14 protein-coding genes are annotated in these 17,417 nt (G+C 51.2%); 10 read left to right on the forward strand and 4 right to left on the reverse strand.

Annotated elements, in window-relative coordinates; genetic code table 11:
- The 3 genes from PPL9_RS16235 to PPL9_RS16245 form a co-directional block, all read left to right on the forward strand.
- Positions 1–1,313, forward strand: a 1,313-nt coding sequence (locus PPL9_RS16235) for an NADH-quinone oxidoreductase subunit F (protein WP_057463685.1), incomplete at its 5' end; no start/stop codon positions are given.
- Positions 1,314–1,317: 4 nt separating this feature from the next.
- Positions 1,318–4,188: a formate dehydrogenase subunit alpha gene (gene fdhF, locus PPL9_RS16240; RefSeq protein WP_057463686.1), complete on the forward strand. Its 2,871-nt coding sequence runs from the start codon at positions 1,318–1,320 to the stop codon at positions 4,186–4,188.
- A 103-nt stretch (positions 4,189–4,291) separates the two neighbouring features.
- Positions 4,292–4,510, forward strand: a complete 219-nt coding sequence (locus PPL9_RS16245; RefSeq protein WP_057463687.1) for a formate dehydrogenase subunit delta — start codon at positions 4,292–4,294, stop codon at positions 4,508–4,510.
- Positions 4,511–4,588: 78 nt separating this feature from the next.
- Here PPL9_RS16245 and PPL9_RS16250 read toward each other — a convergent pair whose 3' ends face one another.
- From PPL9_RS16250 to PPL9_RS16260, 3 genes are all read right to left on the reverse strand, one after another.
- Positions 4,589–5,386: an enoyl-CoA hydratase-related protein gene (locus PPL9_RS16250; protein WP_057463688.1), complete on the reverse strand. Its 798-nt coding sequence runs from the start codon at positions 5,384–5,386 to the stop codon at positions 4,589–4,591.
- A gap of 73 nt (positions 5,387–5,459) precedes the next feature.
- Entirely contained in the window at positions 5,460–6,311 is an 852-nt protein-coding gene (locus PPL9_RS16255) for a carbon-nitrogen hydrolase family protein (RefSeq protein ID WP_057463689.1), read from the reverse strand.
- Between the two features lie 24 nt (positions 6,312–6,335).
- Positions 6,336–7,214: a MurR/RpiR family transcriptional regulator gene (locus PPL9_RS16260; protein ID WP_057463690.1), complete on the reverse strand. Its 879-nt coding sequence runs from the start codon at positions 7,212–7,214 to the stop codon at positions 6,336–6,338.
- A gap of 605 nt (positions 7,215–7,819) precedes the next feature.
- On the opposite strand from PPL9_RS16260, the gene dctP reads away from it, so the two are divergent.
- From dctP to PPL9_RS16275, 3 genes are all read left to right on the forward strand, one after another.
- Positions 7,820–8,854, forward strand: coding sequence for a TRAP transporter substrate-binding protein DctP (gene dctP, locus PPL9_RS16265; RefSeq protein ID WP_057463691.1), 1,035 nt, complete (start codon positions 7,820–7,822; stop codon positions 8,852–8,854).
- 85 nt (positions 8,855–8,939) lie between these two features.
- Entirely contained in the window at positions 8,940–9,542 is a 603-nt protein-coding gene (locus PPL9_RS16270; RefSeq protein ID WP_057463692.1) for a TRAP transporter small permease, read from the forward strand.
- Positions 9,539–10,828: a TRAP transporter large permease gene (locus PPL9_RS16275; RefSeq protein WP_057463693.1), complete on the forward strand. Its 1,290-nt coding sequence runs from the start codon at positions 9,539–9,541 to the stop codon at positions 10,826–10,828. The genes PPL9_RS16270 and PPL9_RS16275 overlap by 4 nt, the downstream gene beginning before the upstream one ends.
- Before the next feature lie 432 nt (positions 10,829–11,260).
- Here the strand turns inward: PPL9_RS16275 and PPL9_RS32020 are convergent, their stop codons facing one another.
- Entirely contained in the window at positions 11,261–11,458 is a 198-nt protein-coding gene (locus tag PPL9_RS32020) for a hypothetical protein (RefSeq protein WP_152986719.1), read from the reverse strand.
- A 24-nt stretch (positions 11,459–11,482) separates the two neighbouring features.
- On the opposite strand from PPL9_RS32020, the gene PPL9_RS16280 reads away from it, so the two are divergent.
- From PPL9_RS16280 to PPL9_RS16295, 4 genes are all read left to right on the forward strand, one after another.
- Positions 11,483–12,847 carry a TolC family outer membrane protein gene (locus PPL9_RS16280; protein ID WP_057463694.1) on the forward strand — a complete coding sequence of 455 codons (1,365 nt, stop codon included), beginning with the start codon at positions 11,483–11,485 and terminating at the stop codon, positions 12,845–12,847.
- Positions 12,848–12,935: 88 nt separating this feature from the next.
- Positions 12,936–15,113 carry a type I secretion system permease/ATPase gene (locus PPL9_RS16285; protein ID WP_057463695.1) on the forward strand — a complete coding sequence of 726 codons (2,178 nt, stop codon included), beginning with the start codon at positions 12,936–12,938 and terminating at the stop codon, positions 15,111–15,113.
- A 1-nt stretch (position 15,114) separates the two neighbouring features.
- Positions 15,115–16,422: an HlyD family type I secretion periplasmic adaptor subunit gene (locus tag PPL9_RS16290; RefSeq protein WP_057463696.1), complete on the forward strand. Its 1,308-nt coding sequence runs from the start codon at positions 15,115–15,117 to the stop codon at positions 16,420–16,422.
- 28 nt (positions 16,423–16,450) lie between these two features.
- Entirely contained in the window at positions 16,451–17,356 is a 906-nt protein-coding gene (locus tag PPL9_RS16295) for a transglutaminase-like cysteine peptidase (RefSeq protein WP_057463697.1), read from the forward strand.
- Positions 17,357–17,417 lie beyond the last annotated feature (61 nt).

Here is a 17,417-nt window from a genome sequence, read left to right on the forward strand (position 1 = left end):
ATGGTGGTGACCATCCTTTGTGTCATGGTTTGACCGAAGAGATGCCTTATCTGAAGCGACAGACGCGTTTGACGTTCTCCCGTTGTGGCATCACTGACCCGCTTTCTCTTGAACATTACGAGATGCATCACGGTTTTCTTGGCCTGAAGCGTGCGCTTGAGATGACGCCTGCGGAGATTGTGCAGGACGTGACCGACAGTGGTCTGCGTGGCCGCGGTGGCGCTGGTTTTCCGACGGGTATCAAATGGAACACTGTGCTGAAGGCGCAAGGTGCGCAGAAGTATATCGTGTGTAATGCAGATGAAGGTGACAGTGGCACGTTCTCTGACCGGATGATCATGGAGGGCGATCCGTTCGTTCTCATCGAAGGCATGACCATTGCGGGTATCGCGGTGGGTGCGACCAAGGGGTACATCTACACTCGCTCTGAATATCCGCATGCAGTTGCGATTATGCAGGACGCGATCAAGATTGCGCGCAAAGCCGGTATTCTTGGAGCTTCCGTGATGGGCTCTGGTCATGCGTTTGATATGGAAGTGCGTGAAGGGGCTGGTGCTTATGTGTGTGGTGAGGAGACCTCGCTGCTCAACAGCCTTGAAGGCAAACGCGGTATCGTGCGGGCCAAACCTCCGCTTCCGGCGATTGAGGGTCTGTTTGGCTGTCCGACTGTGGTCAACAACGTGATGTCGCTGGCGTCTGTGCCGATCATCATGGATCGCGGCGCACGGTTCTACCGCGATTATGGTGTTGGCTACTCCCACGGGACTATTCCGATCCAGTTGACTGGCAACATCAAGAACAGCGGGTTGTTTGAGACGGCTTTCGGTCTGACACTGAACGAGCTGATTTACGATATCGGTGGCGGCACCTTGAGCGGTCGTCCGGTGAAGGCTGTTCAGGTTGGCGGTCCGCTGGGCGCTTATTTCCCGCCGTCTTTGTTTGACACGATCTTTGATTATGAGGCGTTTATTGAGCGTAATGGCATGATTGGCCATGCGGGGATCGTGGTGTTTGACGATACGGTCGATATGCTCAAGCAGGCACGCTTTGCCATGGAGTTCTGCGCCATTGAGAGCTGCGGCAAGTGTACGCCGTGCCGTATTGGGTCTGTGCGCGGTGTGGAAGTGCTGGACCGGATTGCCGAAGGGGATCAGCCAGAGCAGCAAGTGGAGTTGCTGACTGACCTTTGCGATACGATGAAAATGGGCTCGCTGTGTGCTCTTGGCGGGTTTGCACCTTATCCTGTGATGAGTTCTCTGACGCATTTTCCGCAGGATTTTCATGTAAAGCCATTAACAGACGCGGCGGAGTGAACCCATGACCCTGATTAAAGAAACAGACTTTGGTACTCCTCAATCGACCGCTGAAAAGACTGTCACTATCACCGTTGATGGTTTTGATGTGAGCGTGCCTGAGGGAACCTCTGTGATGCGGGCTTCCATGGAAGCTGGTATTCAGGTTCCCAAATTGTGCGCGACGGATATGGTTGATGCCTTTGGCTCCTGCCGCCTGTGTCTGGTGGAAATTGAAGGACGCCGTGGAACGCCTGCCTCCTGTACCACGCTGGTGGAAGAGGGGATGCAGGTTCGCACCCAGACGGATCGCCTTAAGGGCCTGCGCCGTGGTGTGATGGAGCTTTACATCTCTGATCACCCGCTGGACTGTTTAACCTGCGCTGCCAATGGTGACTGTGAGCTGCAGGATATGGCCGGAGCGGTTGGTCTGCGCGATGTGCGCTATGGCGCTGATGCGCAGAACCACTTTAAAATGCGTGATGGCGGCGGTGAGGTGAATGCCTGCTGGAAGCCAAAAGACGAGAGCAATCCTTATTTCACCTATGACCCTGCCAAATGCATTGTCTGCTCGCGCTGTGTGCGGGCCTGTGAGGAAGTGCAAGGTACTTTTGCGCTGACCATTACTGGTCGTGGTTTTGACTCCCGTGTGACTGCCGGAATGTCTGAGAGCTTCCTCGATTCTGAGTGTGTGTCTTGCGGTGCCTGTGTTCAGGCATGTCCGACAGGGACGCTTCAGGAAAAGTCCGTGATCGATATAGGACAGCCGGAACGTTCTGTTGTGACGACCTGCGCTTACTGTGGTGTTGGCTGTTCCTTCAAGGCAGAGATGCGCGGTGATGAGCTGGTGCGCATGGTGCCGTACAAAGACGGCAAGGCGAACCGTGGTCATTCCTGCGTGAAAGGCCGCTTTGCTTATGGCTATGCGGCGCATCAGGACCGTATCCTCAACCCGATGGTTCGTGAGAGCGTTGATCTGCCATGGCGGGAAGTTTCCTGGGATGAAGCCCTGAGCTTTGCGGCGAACAAGATGAAGGGCATTCAGCAGCAGTACGGCAAAGAGTCTGTTGGTGTGATCACATCTTCTCGTTGTACCAATGAAGAGACTTTCCTCGTCCAGAAGCTGACACGTGCGGTGTTTGAGAACAACAACACGGACACTTGCGCACGCGTATGTCATTCACCAACCGGTTATGGCCTTGGTCAGACGTTTGGCACCTCTGCGGGAACGCAGGACTTTGACAGTGTTGAGCATTCCGATGTGGTGCTGGTGATCGGGGCAAACCCGACGGACGGGCATCCGGTGTTTGGCTCTCGTTTGAAGAAGCGCTTGCGTCAGGGTGCAAAGCTGATCGTGATTGATCCGCGCCGGACTGATCTGGTGAAATCTCCGCATATCAAGGCATCGCACCATCTGGCGCTGCGTCCGGGAACGAACGTTGCCATTGTGACTGCGATGGCACATGTGATCGTGACTGAAGGCTTGTTCGATGAGGCCTTCATTCGTGAACGCTGTGATATGGATGAGTTTCAGGACTACGTTGAGTTCGTCTCCAACCCAGCCAACAGCCCGGAAGCTGCTGAGTTGCTGACGGGTGTTCCTGCTGAGGAAGTACGCGGGGCGGCACGGCTTTATGCGCGCGGTGGGAATGGTGCGATCTACTACGGTCTTGGCGTGACGGAACACAGTCAGGGGTCCACGACTGTTATCGGCATTGCGAACCTTGCCATGCTGACTGGTAACATCGGCAAGAAAGGCGTTGGTGTTAACCCGCTGCGTGGTCAGAACAACGTGCAGGGCTCCTGTGATATGGGGTCGTTCCCGCATGAGCTGCCGGGCTATCGCCATGTGAAGAATGCTGATGCGCGTGATATCTATGAGCAGATCTGGGGTGTGACCATCTCCGACGAGCCGGGTTTGCGTATTCCGAACATGCTGGATGCAGCTGTTGAGGGCACGTTCAAAGGCATCTATGTGCAGGGTGAGGACATCTTGCAGTCTGATCCTGATACGAAGCACGTTGCAGCTGGTCTTGCTGCCATGGAATGTGTGATCGTTCATGATCTGTTTTTGAATGAGACCGCGAACTATGCGCATGTGTTCCTGCCGGGTTCCACCTTCCTTGAGAAGGATGGCACCTTCACCAATGCTGAGCGGCGTATCAACCGCGTACGCAAAGTGATGGCACCGCGCAATGGCTATGCGGATTGGGAAGTGACCCAGTTGCTTGCAAATGCCATGGGGGCGAACTGGACCTATACGCATCCTTCTCAGATTATGGAGGAGATTGCGGCAACCACTCCAAGCTTTGCCAATGTGACTTACGACCTTCTGGAGGAGCAGGGCTCTGTTCAGTGGCCTTGTAATGAAGAAATGCCGGAAGGCACGCCAACCATGCATCTGGACGGGTTTGTACGTGGTAAAGGCCGTTTCATTCGGACCGACTATGTAGCGACGGATGAGAAGACCGGACCGCGCTTCCCACTGCTTTTGACCACGGGCCGTATTCTGAGCCAATACAATGTTGGCGCTCAGACACGGCGTACAGACAATGTGGTCTGGCATGAGGAAGATGTGCTGGAGATCCATCCGCATGATGCGGAAGTGCGCGGCATTAAAGATGGTGACTGGCTCAAGCTTATGAGCCGTTCTGGCGAAACCAGCTTGCGGGCGAATGTGACGGATCGTGTTTCAACGGGTGTTGTTTACACCACGTTCCACCATCCGGCGACACAGGCAAACGTGGTGACGACCGACTATTCTGATTGGGCGACAAACTGTCCGGAATACAAGGTGACGGCGGTTCAGGTTTCTCTTTCCAACGGTCAGACAGACTGGCAGGAAGAGTATCAGGAGCATGCTGCTCGGTCTCGCCGGATTGAAGCTGCGGAATAAGTGTATTTGATGCTGGGCTGCATGAGTATCCTCTGACTTCAGAGAGACTTGTGCAGTCTGCGCGCAATGGAACTGAGAGTTTAAAAGGGAGGAGAGCTCGGGTATGGCACCAGAAAAGCTCACCTACATGGCAAACCAGATCGCTGGTTTCTTCAAGCATAAGCCGCATGAAGAGGCGGTTGCAGGTATTGCCGATCACATCAACGATTTTTGGGAGCCGCGGATGCGGCTGCAACTGTTTGACATTGTGAAGGATGGCGGAGAGGGGCTTAATCCGCTGGTTTTGGAAGCGGAGCCTTCCATTCGCAGGCCTGCGAAGTAACGCATTTCTTGTTTGTTGAATGAGCGCTGTACGCTGCCGGGTATCCGCCAGTCTGCAGCGCTCTTCTCGTTTTAGTGCCTATTTCATCTTTTCCATGAAGGCGAGCACAGCTTCCAGATGTTCGGGCTCATTGTGGCTCATGCCCTGGAAGCACGCGGACAGGTCAAGGAAGTCTTTTAGCTCAGTGCGCTGGGCCATCTTCAGCAGGCGTTTGGTGAGGCGCGTGGCCTTTGGGGGCTGAGAGGCGAACTGCTGAGCCATCTTGCTGGCTTCCGCCATAAGCTCGTCTGGCTCGTACACATCCAACACAAGGCCGTATTCCTTGGCTTGCTGGGCGTTGATAACACGTCCCGACAGGGTAAGCTCTGCTGCGCGCTGGTAGCCGATCAAGCGCTGCATGAACCATGCGCCGCCATCGCCGGGGATGATGCCAAGGTTCAGGAAGGTCTCTCCGAACTTGGCTTTGGTGGAGGCCAGGCGGATGTCGCACATGTTGGCAAGGTCAAAGCCCGCTCCGATAGCGGGGCCATTGACGGCTGCAATGATCGGCACTTCCACATTTTGCAGGGCGAGAGGAATGCGCTGGATGCCGCGCCTGTAGTGGTTCTCCACCTCAGCCACATTGCCAGCAAAGTCACCACCACGTTCTGCCATGTCTTTAATGTTGCCACCTGAGGAGAAGGCTGAGCCTGCGCCCGTTAGAAGTAGGACTGAGACATCAGGGCAGATGTTGACCCATTCCGCCGTTGTCACGATGTCGTCAATCAGCGCAGAGCCGGTGAGGGCGTTGCGCAGGTCATGACGGTTCATGGTCAGTGTGGCAACGCGGTTTTCAAGCGTGAGCGTTGCGTCCGTAAGCTGTGGCAGATCTGTCATGGCGTGTTTTCCCTCCAGAAAGTTGTTTTGTTGCAACCGATACTAGAGGGAAAACTGATGGGAATAGAGCTAGCTATTGGTTGAGCAGCTCAGGTTCCTGATGCTTAAGTTGGGAGTAGTCTTCCAGCAAATCCTTGCGGAATGTGTAGTCTTCGCGCGCTTGATCAATCACAGCCGTATCCAGCTCAAAGCTCTCAAAATGCTCGTTGGTTTGAGAGAAGATTGTGCGTGGTGTGTTCTCATCAGTCCAGGGAGGACAGAATGTGGAATTACCGAAGTTCTCGCCAGCGCGATTGAGGCTGAGGAAGAATATCTGGCTTTCCAGAGCGCGGGTGACCACGAAGTCGTGCCAGCTGAAGAAGCTTTCATCCCGGGCATACGCGCCGCTGTGCAGGATCAGGTCAACGCCGTGTTGCAGGGCCAGTGTGCGGCTGAGTTCAGGAATACGGATGTCATAGCAGATGATTGGCGCAACCTTTATGCCCTTTACGGAGAATGAGAAAAGGTGGTCGCCTTTCTCGAAGTATTCCTTCTCCATGGATGCGCCGTACTGGCAGATGTGGAGCTTATCGTAGCAGCCAATGACAGCTCCGTCCGGCCCGACAGCGACCTGAGAGATCTTGTAGTGATCTTCTGCTTTGCGCGGCATGCCGAAGACGATTGTGGTGTTGTGCTGTTTTGCCAAAGCGCCAAATGCTTTGACGGAGGGGCCGTTCAGGTCTTCTGCCAGCACGCTGAGTTCAGCGAAGGCAGCTCTGGAGTAATCAACGGTCGAAAGCTCAGGTAGAACAACCAAATCATGTGGCTTTGCAGTGAGTTGCTGATGCAACTTGGCGGTCACGGAGCGCACATGTGCGTCTCGCTGGTCTGCTGTGGTCATTGCAGTAATGTTGATCTGACCGGCAAGGAGACTGAGCTTTGTCATAGGGTATTCCGAGTTCTTATTGGTTTATTGGTCTGGCCAGTATTCGCCGAGTTCATTGCGGCAGCGTTCCAGCCTTGTGATGTTGTCGATGACGACCTGTCCGCTGTCTGCCACCAGTAAGCCAAGGATCATTTCCAGAAGGGCCGCAGTGGCGACATAACTCTCAAAGAAATGCGGGCTTTGAACAGGGGTGAGCAGCAGGTCGGTTGAATAAGTGGCAAGTGGAGATGTTCTGGTATCGGTGATGCCGACGACCGTTGCACCCACTTCATACGCCCGTTTTGCAACGAGCACAGTATCTGCAGCGCATGGGTTCAGGGAGATTGCGACGACAACGTCATCGGCGTTGATGTACTCAACCTGATCTGCGATTTCGCCATTCTTGCGATTGATGAGCCGCCAGTTGCGAAAACACATGGAGGCAACATAGTGCAGGTAATTTGCGAGTGAGTGAGATGCATGCATACCGACAACAACCACGTTCCGAGCGGTGGCCAGTGACGAGACGATTTGTTGGAGGTGATCCCGGTCGACGGTGTCGAACAAGTGCTTCAGATTGCCAAGAGCTGCGCTTTTGAAACTTTGCAAAGAGGCTTCAATATCCGAGGTGCCATGTGTGGCCTGTAGCTCTCCGGCTCGGGATGGGTAGTTGGAGGAAAAATCCTCGAACCCGCCGCGATAGACGTCACGCAGGGCATTATAGGTTCCAAACTCAAGAGATTTTGCAAGTCTGTTCATGGTGGGAGGAGGGACGTCTGCACGGGCTGCAACCTGACGCATGGACAGGGTGGCAACATCACTTGGATATTCCAAGACATAAGCCGCGCTTTTTTTGAGCTGCTTGCTTAGATTTGGATAGGCCTTCGTGAGTTGATCAACCGTCTCCTGGTAGCTTTTCGTCATAGTTTCCCCTCCCAAACGAATCATTGTTTTAAATTTTTTGGTGCAAATGGATCAAATGTATCAGCCACTCAAAATTCTCGATTTTTGCGTGTAGCGTTTCTGCATCTTCGATGTTCCTCTCGATTTTCGACCGATATTGAATTGATATATCAGTGTCTTTTTTTGATGCAGAAAATTGCTGCTGCCATTTGGTTTGCCTAAAACCCTATAATTTGAAGAGCTTTCCGCCCAAAATTTCTTCAAATTCAGTAGATATGACTAGTTCATAAGGTGACAAATGGTCAATAGTGAAAAAAAATATGGATCATTTGAATTATATCTAGTATGTTTCCCGAGTTAGTAAAAGTATGCATGTGAAACGCACTGCGCTTTATTGCCAGTTCTTCGCATCTATTCGGCACAAGGGGATAAGCACTTACAGGGACATCACTCATCAAGAGCAATGAAAGATGTTTCTGATCGCGGCCCCTGAGCTGTAGCAATCTAAAAATCTTGAGTGACACGATTTGACGCAAGTCACCTGTGTTGCGAGAGGCATAATCGGCCATCCGGGAGCCAATGATAAGCAATAGATGCGTATCTGGATGGTTATTAGGGAGACAAGAATGAACAAACCTAGCCTTAAAACTGTATCAAAGGGTTTCCGTCGCGTATTGAGCGTAGGTGCGGCAAGTGCAATTGCTTTGACACTGGCGTCCTCCGTATACGCTGCTGATCTGCGTCTGAAAATTGCTGGTACGGTACCTGTCGATCACGAAGGCACCAAAATGCTGAAGCAGATCGAAAAGGAAATTGAGGCTGCTGATGTTGGCCTGAAAGTTTCTGTCTTCCCTGCAAGCCAGCTCGGTTCCGGTGAGTCTCTGGTTGAAGACACCATCCGCGGTAACGTGGACTTTGTGATGGCGTTCATCTACTCCCACAAAGATCCTGTGCTCGACATCATGTCCATGCCATACCTGTTCACCAGCTGGGATGATCTGGAAAACGTGATGTTGAACCCAGATTCTGAGTACAACAAGATCATCAATGAGCGTCTTGAAAACCTCGGTCTGAAGCTGTTCAACCACAACCCAGAAGGTTTTGTTGGTGTTGTTGCGAACAAAAAGCCTGAAGACTACGCAGGCTTTGGCGACAAAGGCATGAACATCCGTGTCTGGTCTTCTGCTGTTGTTAAAGACATGGCAGAAACTCTGGGCTACAACACCACCACGATGGCTTGGGGTGATATGTTCCCTGCAATGCAGTCCGGTATTGTTGACGGCACCTTGTGCTGCACCAAGCAGGCTGCTTACACCATCTTCGCAAAGTCCAATGTTGGTAAGTACTTCGTAGAATACAACGCGATCTCTGAAATCAACTCTTTCTATGGTTCTCTGAAAACCTGGAACAAGATGAATGATGAGCAGAAAGCTGTTGTGAAAGCTGCGTTTGATAAAGCTTCCAAGCAGTACTTCCAGTTCAACAAAGAGAACGATGCGAACTTCAAGCAGAAACTCGTAGAGTCCGGTTATGAAGTCCTGAGTTTCACCCCTGAGCAGGAAAAAGTTCTTGCTGAGCGTGTACGTGAAAAAGTTTGGCCTGCAATGTCTGAAGTTGTTGGTCAGGACACCATTGACCGTCTGAAGAAAGACTTCCAATAAGCCCTTCTCTTCAAGGCCGGCGCATACCCTGCGCCGGCCTTTTCTATGACTTATTTGGTTTCAAGAAACGAAGGGCAAATATCAGATGAGTATTCTGACGAGCGAACTTCCAAGGCCAGTGGCTAAACCGCTGAACGGCGTCATTAAACTGATGAACTTCATGATTACAGCCGGCGGTGTAATCATGGCGCTCACATTTTTTATGGTTGTGATTGTCCGTTATGGTTTTGGTGGCAACCTTTTTGCCTATGAAGAATGGCTGATGACCATCAGTTTCTGGATGTTCTTCATGGCTGCTGCTGTCGCCTCAGCACGCAAAGAGCATGTCAACGCAGACGTGCTTGGCTTTCTGATCAAAAACCCACGCATCATCTGGTGGCGTGAGGTGGCTGTAGAAATCATTGAAATTGGCGTTTTGAGTGCGGTCACGTATTGGGGCTGGCTCATGCTTGAGGAAGAACTTGCCTCCTACCCAATGTGGCAGACAACCGTTGCGCTGAAGATTCCATTCTTTGCGCCTCGATTAGCTATTTTCCTGGGCTTCCTGTTCATGACCATGTTCGCCGTGCTGCACTTTTATCTGCTGCTGCGAAACGGTCCAAAATGGCCGGAACGGGAACCCCGCGAAATTGCGGAAAACGTACACCCTGAAGAAGAACCAATAAAAGCTCAAGGGGCAGCGCAATGATTATTGTTGGGTCAATTGCCATTCTATGCGGCCTTTTGCTGCTTGGTGTAAGCGTACACCTAGCATTTGGTGCAATTCTTATTTTCCTTGCCTATATGGGCAGCCATGATGTTGCTGGTTATCTACCAACCGGCCACTGGAAAATGAACAATGTGGTTCTGCTGGCTATTCCGCTGTTCATCATTGCTGGCGGCATTATGGAAAAGGGACGTATCGCTGCGCCTCTTGTCAGCGTGGCGGAGCTGTTTGTCGGGCACATCAAAGGTGGTTTGTCTGCTGCAACTGTGCTTGCGTCCGGTGTCTTTGGTTCAATTTCCGGAAGTGCAAACGCGACACTGACTTGCATTGGTGGCATCATGATGCCGCATCTGCGCAAAGCCAACTATCCTGAAGGCCAGTCAGCTGCGCTGATCGTTAGCGCTGCACCTCTTGGATTGTTGATCCCACCAAGCGCTTCTCACATTTTGTATGCCTGGGTCGCACAGCAGTCCGTGCTGCGTGCATTCCTTTCCACCGTCATTCCCGGTTTGATCCTCATTACGCTGTTGATCATCGTAAACCAAGTGATGCTGCGCAAGCATAAAGACATCAATCTGGAAAAGCGTCCAGATGACTTCAATTACGAGTTCAAGCGTCGCGGCCTGAAAGCGTTTCCTGCATTGATGATGCCTGTCATCATCCTCGGCGGGATCTATGGTGGCATCATGACACCAACGGAAGCCGCTGGCGTCGCTGTTGTTTATGCGATCCCTGTTGCGATCTACGTTTACCGTGGTCTGACCTGGAAAACGTTCCGTGAAACCATTTTGAACTCAGGCATCACCATTGGTGTGGTGATGGCGATGATCTTCATGGTGTTGATCGTGAGCCGGTTCCTGATCTTTGAAGATATTCCGGCGATTGCAGAGGAGTTTGTTTACTCCGTCTCTGAAGATCCAATCATGATCTTGCTGATGGTGAATCTGGTGATGATCATCATCGGTATGTTGATGGATGATATCTCCGGTATCCTGCTTTCAACGCCGCTGCTGCTTCCAATCGTGCAGGGCGTTGGTATGGACCCGATCCACTTTGCGGCTGTTTTAGGTGTGAACCTGGGCATGGCGAACATTACGCCGCCGACTGCTCCGCTGTTGTATCTGGGCTCCAAGGTGACAGACACCTCGGTCGACAAGATGCTGAAGCCGACGCTGATGTTCATCTTCTTTGCATGGTTGCCGACACTGGTGCTGACCACGTTCATTCCGCAGCTGGCTCTGTACATTCCAAACCTGCTGCTGAACTAAGCGTTTTGCAAAATGATGCAGATTTTAAAGTGGCGGATGTCGAAGCATCCGCCTCTTTTTTGTGAGGGAGCCCCTGAGTTTTAAGGGGATCTTGAGCTTGAGAACGAAGGCTATGGGTGAGGGGAAACTAAAAGAATCAGTATTCGGTTTTTGGGTCTTATAGTTAACATGTGGGAACTGTTGGATTTCTCAGGGTCCACTTGCGTAAATAAAATTCAATGACAGGTGGTATTTTAGCGAGTGTGAATGAATATCTGTAAAATTTTATCTTTCTATATATACTCAGTACTTTTTTAGGCTGAATACAGTTGACTCGTTTTCTTTGTAATTCTCTTTTTCTCGAGGTGTTTCGCTAATTTCGTTGTAATGCGTTTTGCATAATTTGCTTTAGTATTTGAGTGTTCTTGTGTTTATCTATGTATTTGCTTTGGTTTAGTTTGTTTGTGTCTGGGTGATATCTTGAGATTTTGGGGTACCATTTATACTATGAAAAAATATATTGATAAAAATCTCTACACGTGATTTTACTCTGTTAGATTTTCTTTTTGTTTTTCCCATGGCCGGAAAATCAGGGGCGCTGTAATGATGAAATTCTGCTGCCTTTGGTTGTTTGAGGTAAACGCCGTTCATGGAAAAGTCATTGGGGTGTAGGCAATGCTTTTTCGAGGTACTTCTGTTGCACTGTTGATGTGCGCGTTGGGAGTGACGTCAGCTCATTCTGCGTCTTTACGAGATGCTGTTGAAACCGCCGTTCTCACTAATCCAGACATTGTAGAGTCCGCTGCAAACAGAAGGGCGCGTGATCAGGAATTGCGTGCTTCTCAAAGTGCGTTCATGCCGAAGTTGAGTGTGAATGCTTCTTTTGGTGCGGAGCGCTTGCGCAGGGCACAATCCAACACCACTGAGCAATGGCGTGCAGCCAAGCAGGTGAGTGTTGAAGCTGAGCAGCTGTTGTTTGATGGCTTCGGCTCAGTGAATGAGATTTACCGCCAGAGCGCCCGTGTTGATGGTGCTGCTCTGCGTGTTCTGGAACGCTCTGAAGCGATCGCACTTGATGCTGTTGAAGCCTATGTCGATGTTGTGCGCCATCAGAAGATTCTGAACAAATCCAAAGAGAACACTGCACTTCACCAGCGTCTCGCACGTGAAGTGAAAGAACGTTACGATGGTGGTGAAACTGGTGCTGCTGATCTTGCTCAGGTGCAGGAACGTGTTGCCGCCACTCGCATGATTACAGCAAGCGTGCGTAAGTCATTGCTGGATGCAATGGCGAAGTATCGCCGCGTTGTTGGTGTTGCTCCAAGCAATCTGGGTGCTGTTTCTGCTGCAAACTCAGCTGCTGCAAAGAGTTTGTCTTCTGCACTTGCAATGTCTCGTCAGAGCAATCCGTTGATCTTGTCGGCTGAGGCTGACACGGATGCTGCTGGTTTTGCGATTGAGCAGAGCAACTCCTCCTTCATGCCACGGGTTACTCTTAATGGTTCTGCCAATTTCGGAGATGACCTAAATGGTTATGAAGGTCGTAGCGATGACTACCGCATCATGGTTCGCCTGAAATGGAACCTTTACAATGGCGGTTATGACAGTGCGATGCGTGGCCGTGCGGTTGAGCAGCATGCAGAAGCACAGGCACGTGTTGACCGTATGCGCCGCGAAACTGATGAAGCTGTTGAGCAGGCATGGGCGTCTGTTCAAACAACACGCGAGCGCATCTCCGCTTTGCGTCAGACCGTTTCTGCCAACCAGCGTGTTGTGAGCGGCTACCGTCAGGAATACAACATTGGTCAGCGCTCATTGCTGGATGTGCTGAACGCTGAAAACGCGTTGTTTAACAGCCGCATCGATCTGATCTCTGCAGAATATATTCTGAAGTTCTCTACTTATCAGCTGCAAGGTACCACCGGAAACCTGCTGGCGATGTTCAACATCTCTCCACCAGCTGAATCAAGAGCCGACCGCCGCGGGAACACATCGATCTTCCCTCAAGCTGCGGGTTTCCAGATTGAACCACTTCGTTAATGGTGTAATCTGCACGCATAGCCGAAATTTTCTTCAGGAAGGGAGCCTTTGCGGCTCCCTTTTGTCGTTAAGAATGATGAGACTGTAAATGACCGTCGAGACTGAAAACTCAGCTGAAGTGAGCATCAAAGATCCGCTTGTCGAGGCGATCAAGTACATCGCCAGAAGCTACGGTAACTATGCAACCGACTCTGTTATTTTGGCTGGGTTACCTTACGATGGTCAGCGACTTTCCATCAAACTGATTGAGCGAGCATCCTCTAATTGTGGAATGAGGGCGGTCACGGTCAAGAAAAAGGCTGGAACAATACCTGCGATCTCATTGCCTGCAATTCTTGTGTTTGAGGATGGAAGCCTTCGTATTTTGAAGGAGCTAAATGAGAGCACGGGTCATGCTTCGATTGTTGATGCGGAGAGGCCAGAGGAGCAGCAAATTCTCTCAATTGCTGCTCTTGAGAGGCTATATAGCGGACATGGCATCTTCTTTAAGCCCGTCAATATGACTTCTGAGACCAACGGCATGGGGTCTGGCAGGGACGGGCACTGGTTCTGGAGCGTTATTGCAGGCTTCTGGAAGGATTACATTCACGTTGCTATTGCTGCGCTGGTCATCAATAGTCTGGCGCTGGCCTCACCGCTATTCATCATGAATGTTTACGACCGTGTGCTGCCAAACTTCGCTATTCCAACACTATGGGCGCTTGCGGCGGGGGTGCTTCTTGCTCTGGTGTTTGATGGAATTTTGAAGACCGCGCGCAGCTCTATCATAAACATGACAGGTAAACAGGCAGACCTTGCTATTGCATCGCGGATTTTTTCGCACGCGCTCGGACTTGATCTGGAGAACCGCCCGGGATCGACCGGCCAGTTTGCTAATCACATCAAAGAGTTTGAGACCGTTCGTGAGTTTTTCACGTCCTCCTCCTTGGTGGCATTGATTGATATGTGTTTCATCGGCCTGTTCATCATGGTGCTTTTCCTGATTGTTGGACCGATTGCTTATGTGCCGCTTGCTGCTGTTCCGGTGGTTATTCTGATCAACTTGCTTGTTCAGCCTGCGCTTGCTGGTTCTGTTGATCAGGCCACAAAAGAAAGTGCGATGCGCCATTCCGTGTTGGTGGAAAGTATTGCAAATATCGATACCATCCGAGCTTTGAATGCTGAGAGCTCTATGCAGATCAAGTGGGAGCGATCTGTTGCCTCCAGTGCAGCGGCTATTTTGAAGGGACGTTACTGGTCCACATTGGCTCAGTCGCTGACAGGCTTTGCGCAGGCTCTGGTGTCCATCTGTATCGTTGTCTGGGGTGTTTATCTGGTCAATGACGGGGCGGTGAATATGGGTGGTCTGATTGCTGCGATGATGCTTTCAGGGCGTGTTCTTGCGCCTTTGTCATCCATTGCGGGTACGCTGACACGACTGCGTCAGACCATGCATTCCTACAAGATGCTGTCTGGTCTGATGGAATTGCCTGCGGAGCGCAGACCAAACCGGACTTATGTGAACAGCCGCATCACGTCTGGTGCGATTTCCTTCCAAAATGTGTCATTTCGCTACCCTGAGGCTGCTGAAGACTCCTCGCGCAATGTGAGCTTTGAAGTTCGGCCTGGAGAGACCATCGGGCTTATTGGCCGTGTGGGCGCTGGTAAGTCGACGGTGGGGCGTTTGTTATCCGGGCTTTACACGCCCTCAGATGGTGCAATTCTGGTCGATAAGATTGATACGCGGCAGTACGATCCTGCAGATCTGCGCGATGGTGTCGGGTTCTTGTCACAGGACAACGTGTTGTTCAGTGGCAGCTTGCGAGAGAACATCGTTGTTGGGCGGCCTCAGGCTTCCAACGAAGATATCTATCGTGCTGCTCATATTGCAGGTGTTGAGGATTTTGTTGCGACACACCCTCATGGGTTTGACATGCAGGTGGGAGAGGGTGGTCGCTTGCTTTCCGGTGGACAGAAGCAAAGTGTCGCGCTCGCCAGAATGTTGCTGCGCCAACCGCGTCTGTTGTTTTTAGATGAGCCGTCTAGTCATCTTGATACAGCGTCAGAGCGCCGGTTGCTGGAGCGCCTGCGGGAATACAACTCGCCTGATACGACGATGATCATTAGCACACATCGAACTTCCTTATTGCAGCTTACAGACCGTTTGGTTGCCCTTGATAAGGGGCAGCTTGTGGCAGATGGACCACGGGATTTCGTGATTGAGAAGCTACGTACGCTTGGTGCGACGCGGAACGAAGAGCGCCAGCGTAGCGCAGAGGGTGTGTGAGATGAAGAACTGGGATTACGCAACCGATATCCGTGCAAGTTTGCAGACCCGTCCTCCCCGTGCTGCCACACGTGTCATTCTGATTGTCTTTGTGGCTTTGGCTGCCGGGATCACATGGGCCTCTCAAGCCGAACTTGAAGAGGTTACACGTGGTGAGGGACGGGTTGTGCCGTCCAGCCAGATCCAGATTGTACAGGCGCCTGAAAAGGGCATTGTAAAGTCTCTTCTCGTGAAAGAGGGACAGATCGTTCAAAAGGGAGATGTTGTTGTCCGGGTGGATGATACAGGCTTTTCTTCGCAGCTAGGTGAGCTTCAGCAGCGCCAGTGGAGCCTTTTGGCACGTGCTGAGAGGTTGATGGCGGAAGCAAGTGGTGTGCCTCTGGAGCTTTCTGGTGAGCTTACAACCAATGCACCGGGTCACACGTTTGAAGAAGAGCAGGTCTATCTGGCGCGTAACCTGCAGCTCACAAGTGAAATCTCTCTTTTGAAAAATCAGCGATTGCAGAGAGAGCAAGAGCTGGAAGAGTTGCTTGCTGAGAAACGTAAAACCGCTGTCACCATGGAAACGTTGGCGCGTGAAGTGGAGATTAACGAGCGTCTCTTCAAGCGCAAGGTGCTTCCTGAGATCGAGTTCCTGCGTCTTAAGCGCCAGCTTGATGAAGCGCAGGGCAGTCTGGAGGTGTTGAATGCCTCTATCCGACGTGTCACGTCAGCCGGACAGGAAGCGGAAGAGCGCATTACAAATGCAAAGACAGTGTTTCACGCCAAAGCGCGTCAGGAACTGGCGGCTGCACGGGCCGAACTTGCGGTAATAAATGAGACTATTAAGGCGGCCAGAGACAAGGTTCAGCGGACGGATCTTGAGGCCCCTGTCTACGGTGTGGTTAATCAATTGAATATATCCACAATCGGGGCTGTGGTGCAGCCTGGAGAGCCTTTAGTCGAGATTGTTCCGCTGGAAGACACACTTCTGATTGAAGCGCAGATCAGTCCTCAGGACGTGGCATTTCTTAGGCCAGGTCAAGAGGTTACGGTCAAAATCACTGCCTACGACTATTCCATTTATGGAGGTCTGAAAGGCAAGCTGGAAAGGATCGCTGCGGACTCCACCAAGGACGAGCAGGGTAATCGATTTTTTAAAGTCAACGTCAGAACAGATAAAAACTATCTTGGGACGGAAACGGATCCTTTACCAATAATACCAGGAATGGTGGCCTCAATTGATGTTTTAACCGGTTTTAAAACCGTGTTGGATTATATCCTTAAGCCTATAAACAAAGTGCGTTCGGAAGCACTTCGCGAGAGATAATTCCGAACGCCTGACAAGGGGCGTCAGGATGTTTTGTAATAGGTTTTGGACCGCCGGCAGACGCCGTGCGGTAACGAAGGATTATTGCGTCTTCAAAGCTGCAGTTCTCGGGTTTGCCGGTATTGCGCTCGGATTTTCTCAATTTGTTTCCGCGGCTACTGCATTGGAGCCGCAAACTCCATATTTTCCAATTGATCTTGCTTCTGTTGCTACTCCTGAGCCGGTTCTTGTTGCCAAGGCACATATGCCCGTTCCAATGGCCAAGCCTGAGTTGCCTGCCATTGAAACAGCATCTGCGCATGGTTCTATTGCTGTGTTGAGTACTCCCACACGTAATCTGCAGCGTATCGTTCGTTCTACTGCCGGAACTTCCATCGATAGGCGCTGGAACATCATTACAACTCAGATGGACCGGATTACAGATGCTTCTAAGTGTTTGAATAGTAGTGATAAATGTGAAGTAAGCGTTTTAAATACCTGGGGCAATCTGATTAAAGCGGCGCGCAAGCTTCCGCGTCACAAGCAGCTTCCCTATGTAAATCGTGGGATCAACGCACTCATCAGCTATCAAAGTGACCAGCAGGTTTGGGGGCGAAGTGATTATTGGGCCTCACCAATTGAAACGCTGAGTCAGCGCAGAGGGGACTGTGAGGACTATGCTGTCTTAAAGTACTGGACTTTAAGGGAACTGGGTATTCCTGCTGAGGATATGAAGGTGGTTGCAGTCTATGACACAAAGATCGGCCAGTATCATGCAATCCTCAATCTCTCCTACAAAGGTGGAGAGTATGTCCTTGATAACCGCTTTGGCCGGGTTGCTCTCAAGCAGGACACCAAAAACTATAAATGGGTGCATGTAGCCGGTAGTGGCCAGCAGCTTCCGCAAAAGGTGAAATTTACATCTCTTGCAGCAATGACACGCACGTTTAATTAGAACTGCGAATCTACTTTTTAAAAATCTATTCAGAGCGCGTTGCAAGGGGCAAGGAACGCGC

The organism is Pseudovibrio sp. POLY-S9 (assembly GCF_001431305.1).
Classification (GTDB): Bacteria; Pseudomonadota; Alphaproteobacteria; order Rhizobiales; family Stappiaceae; genus Pseudovibrio.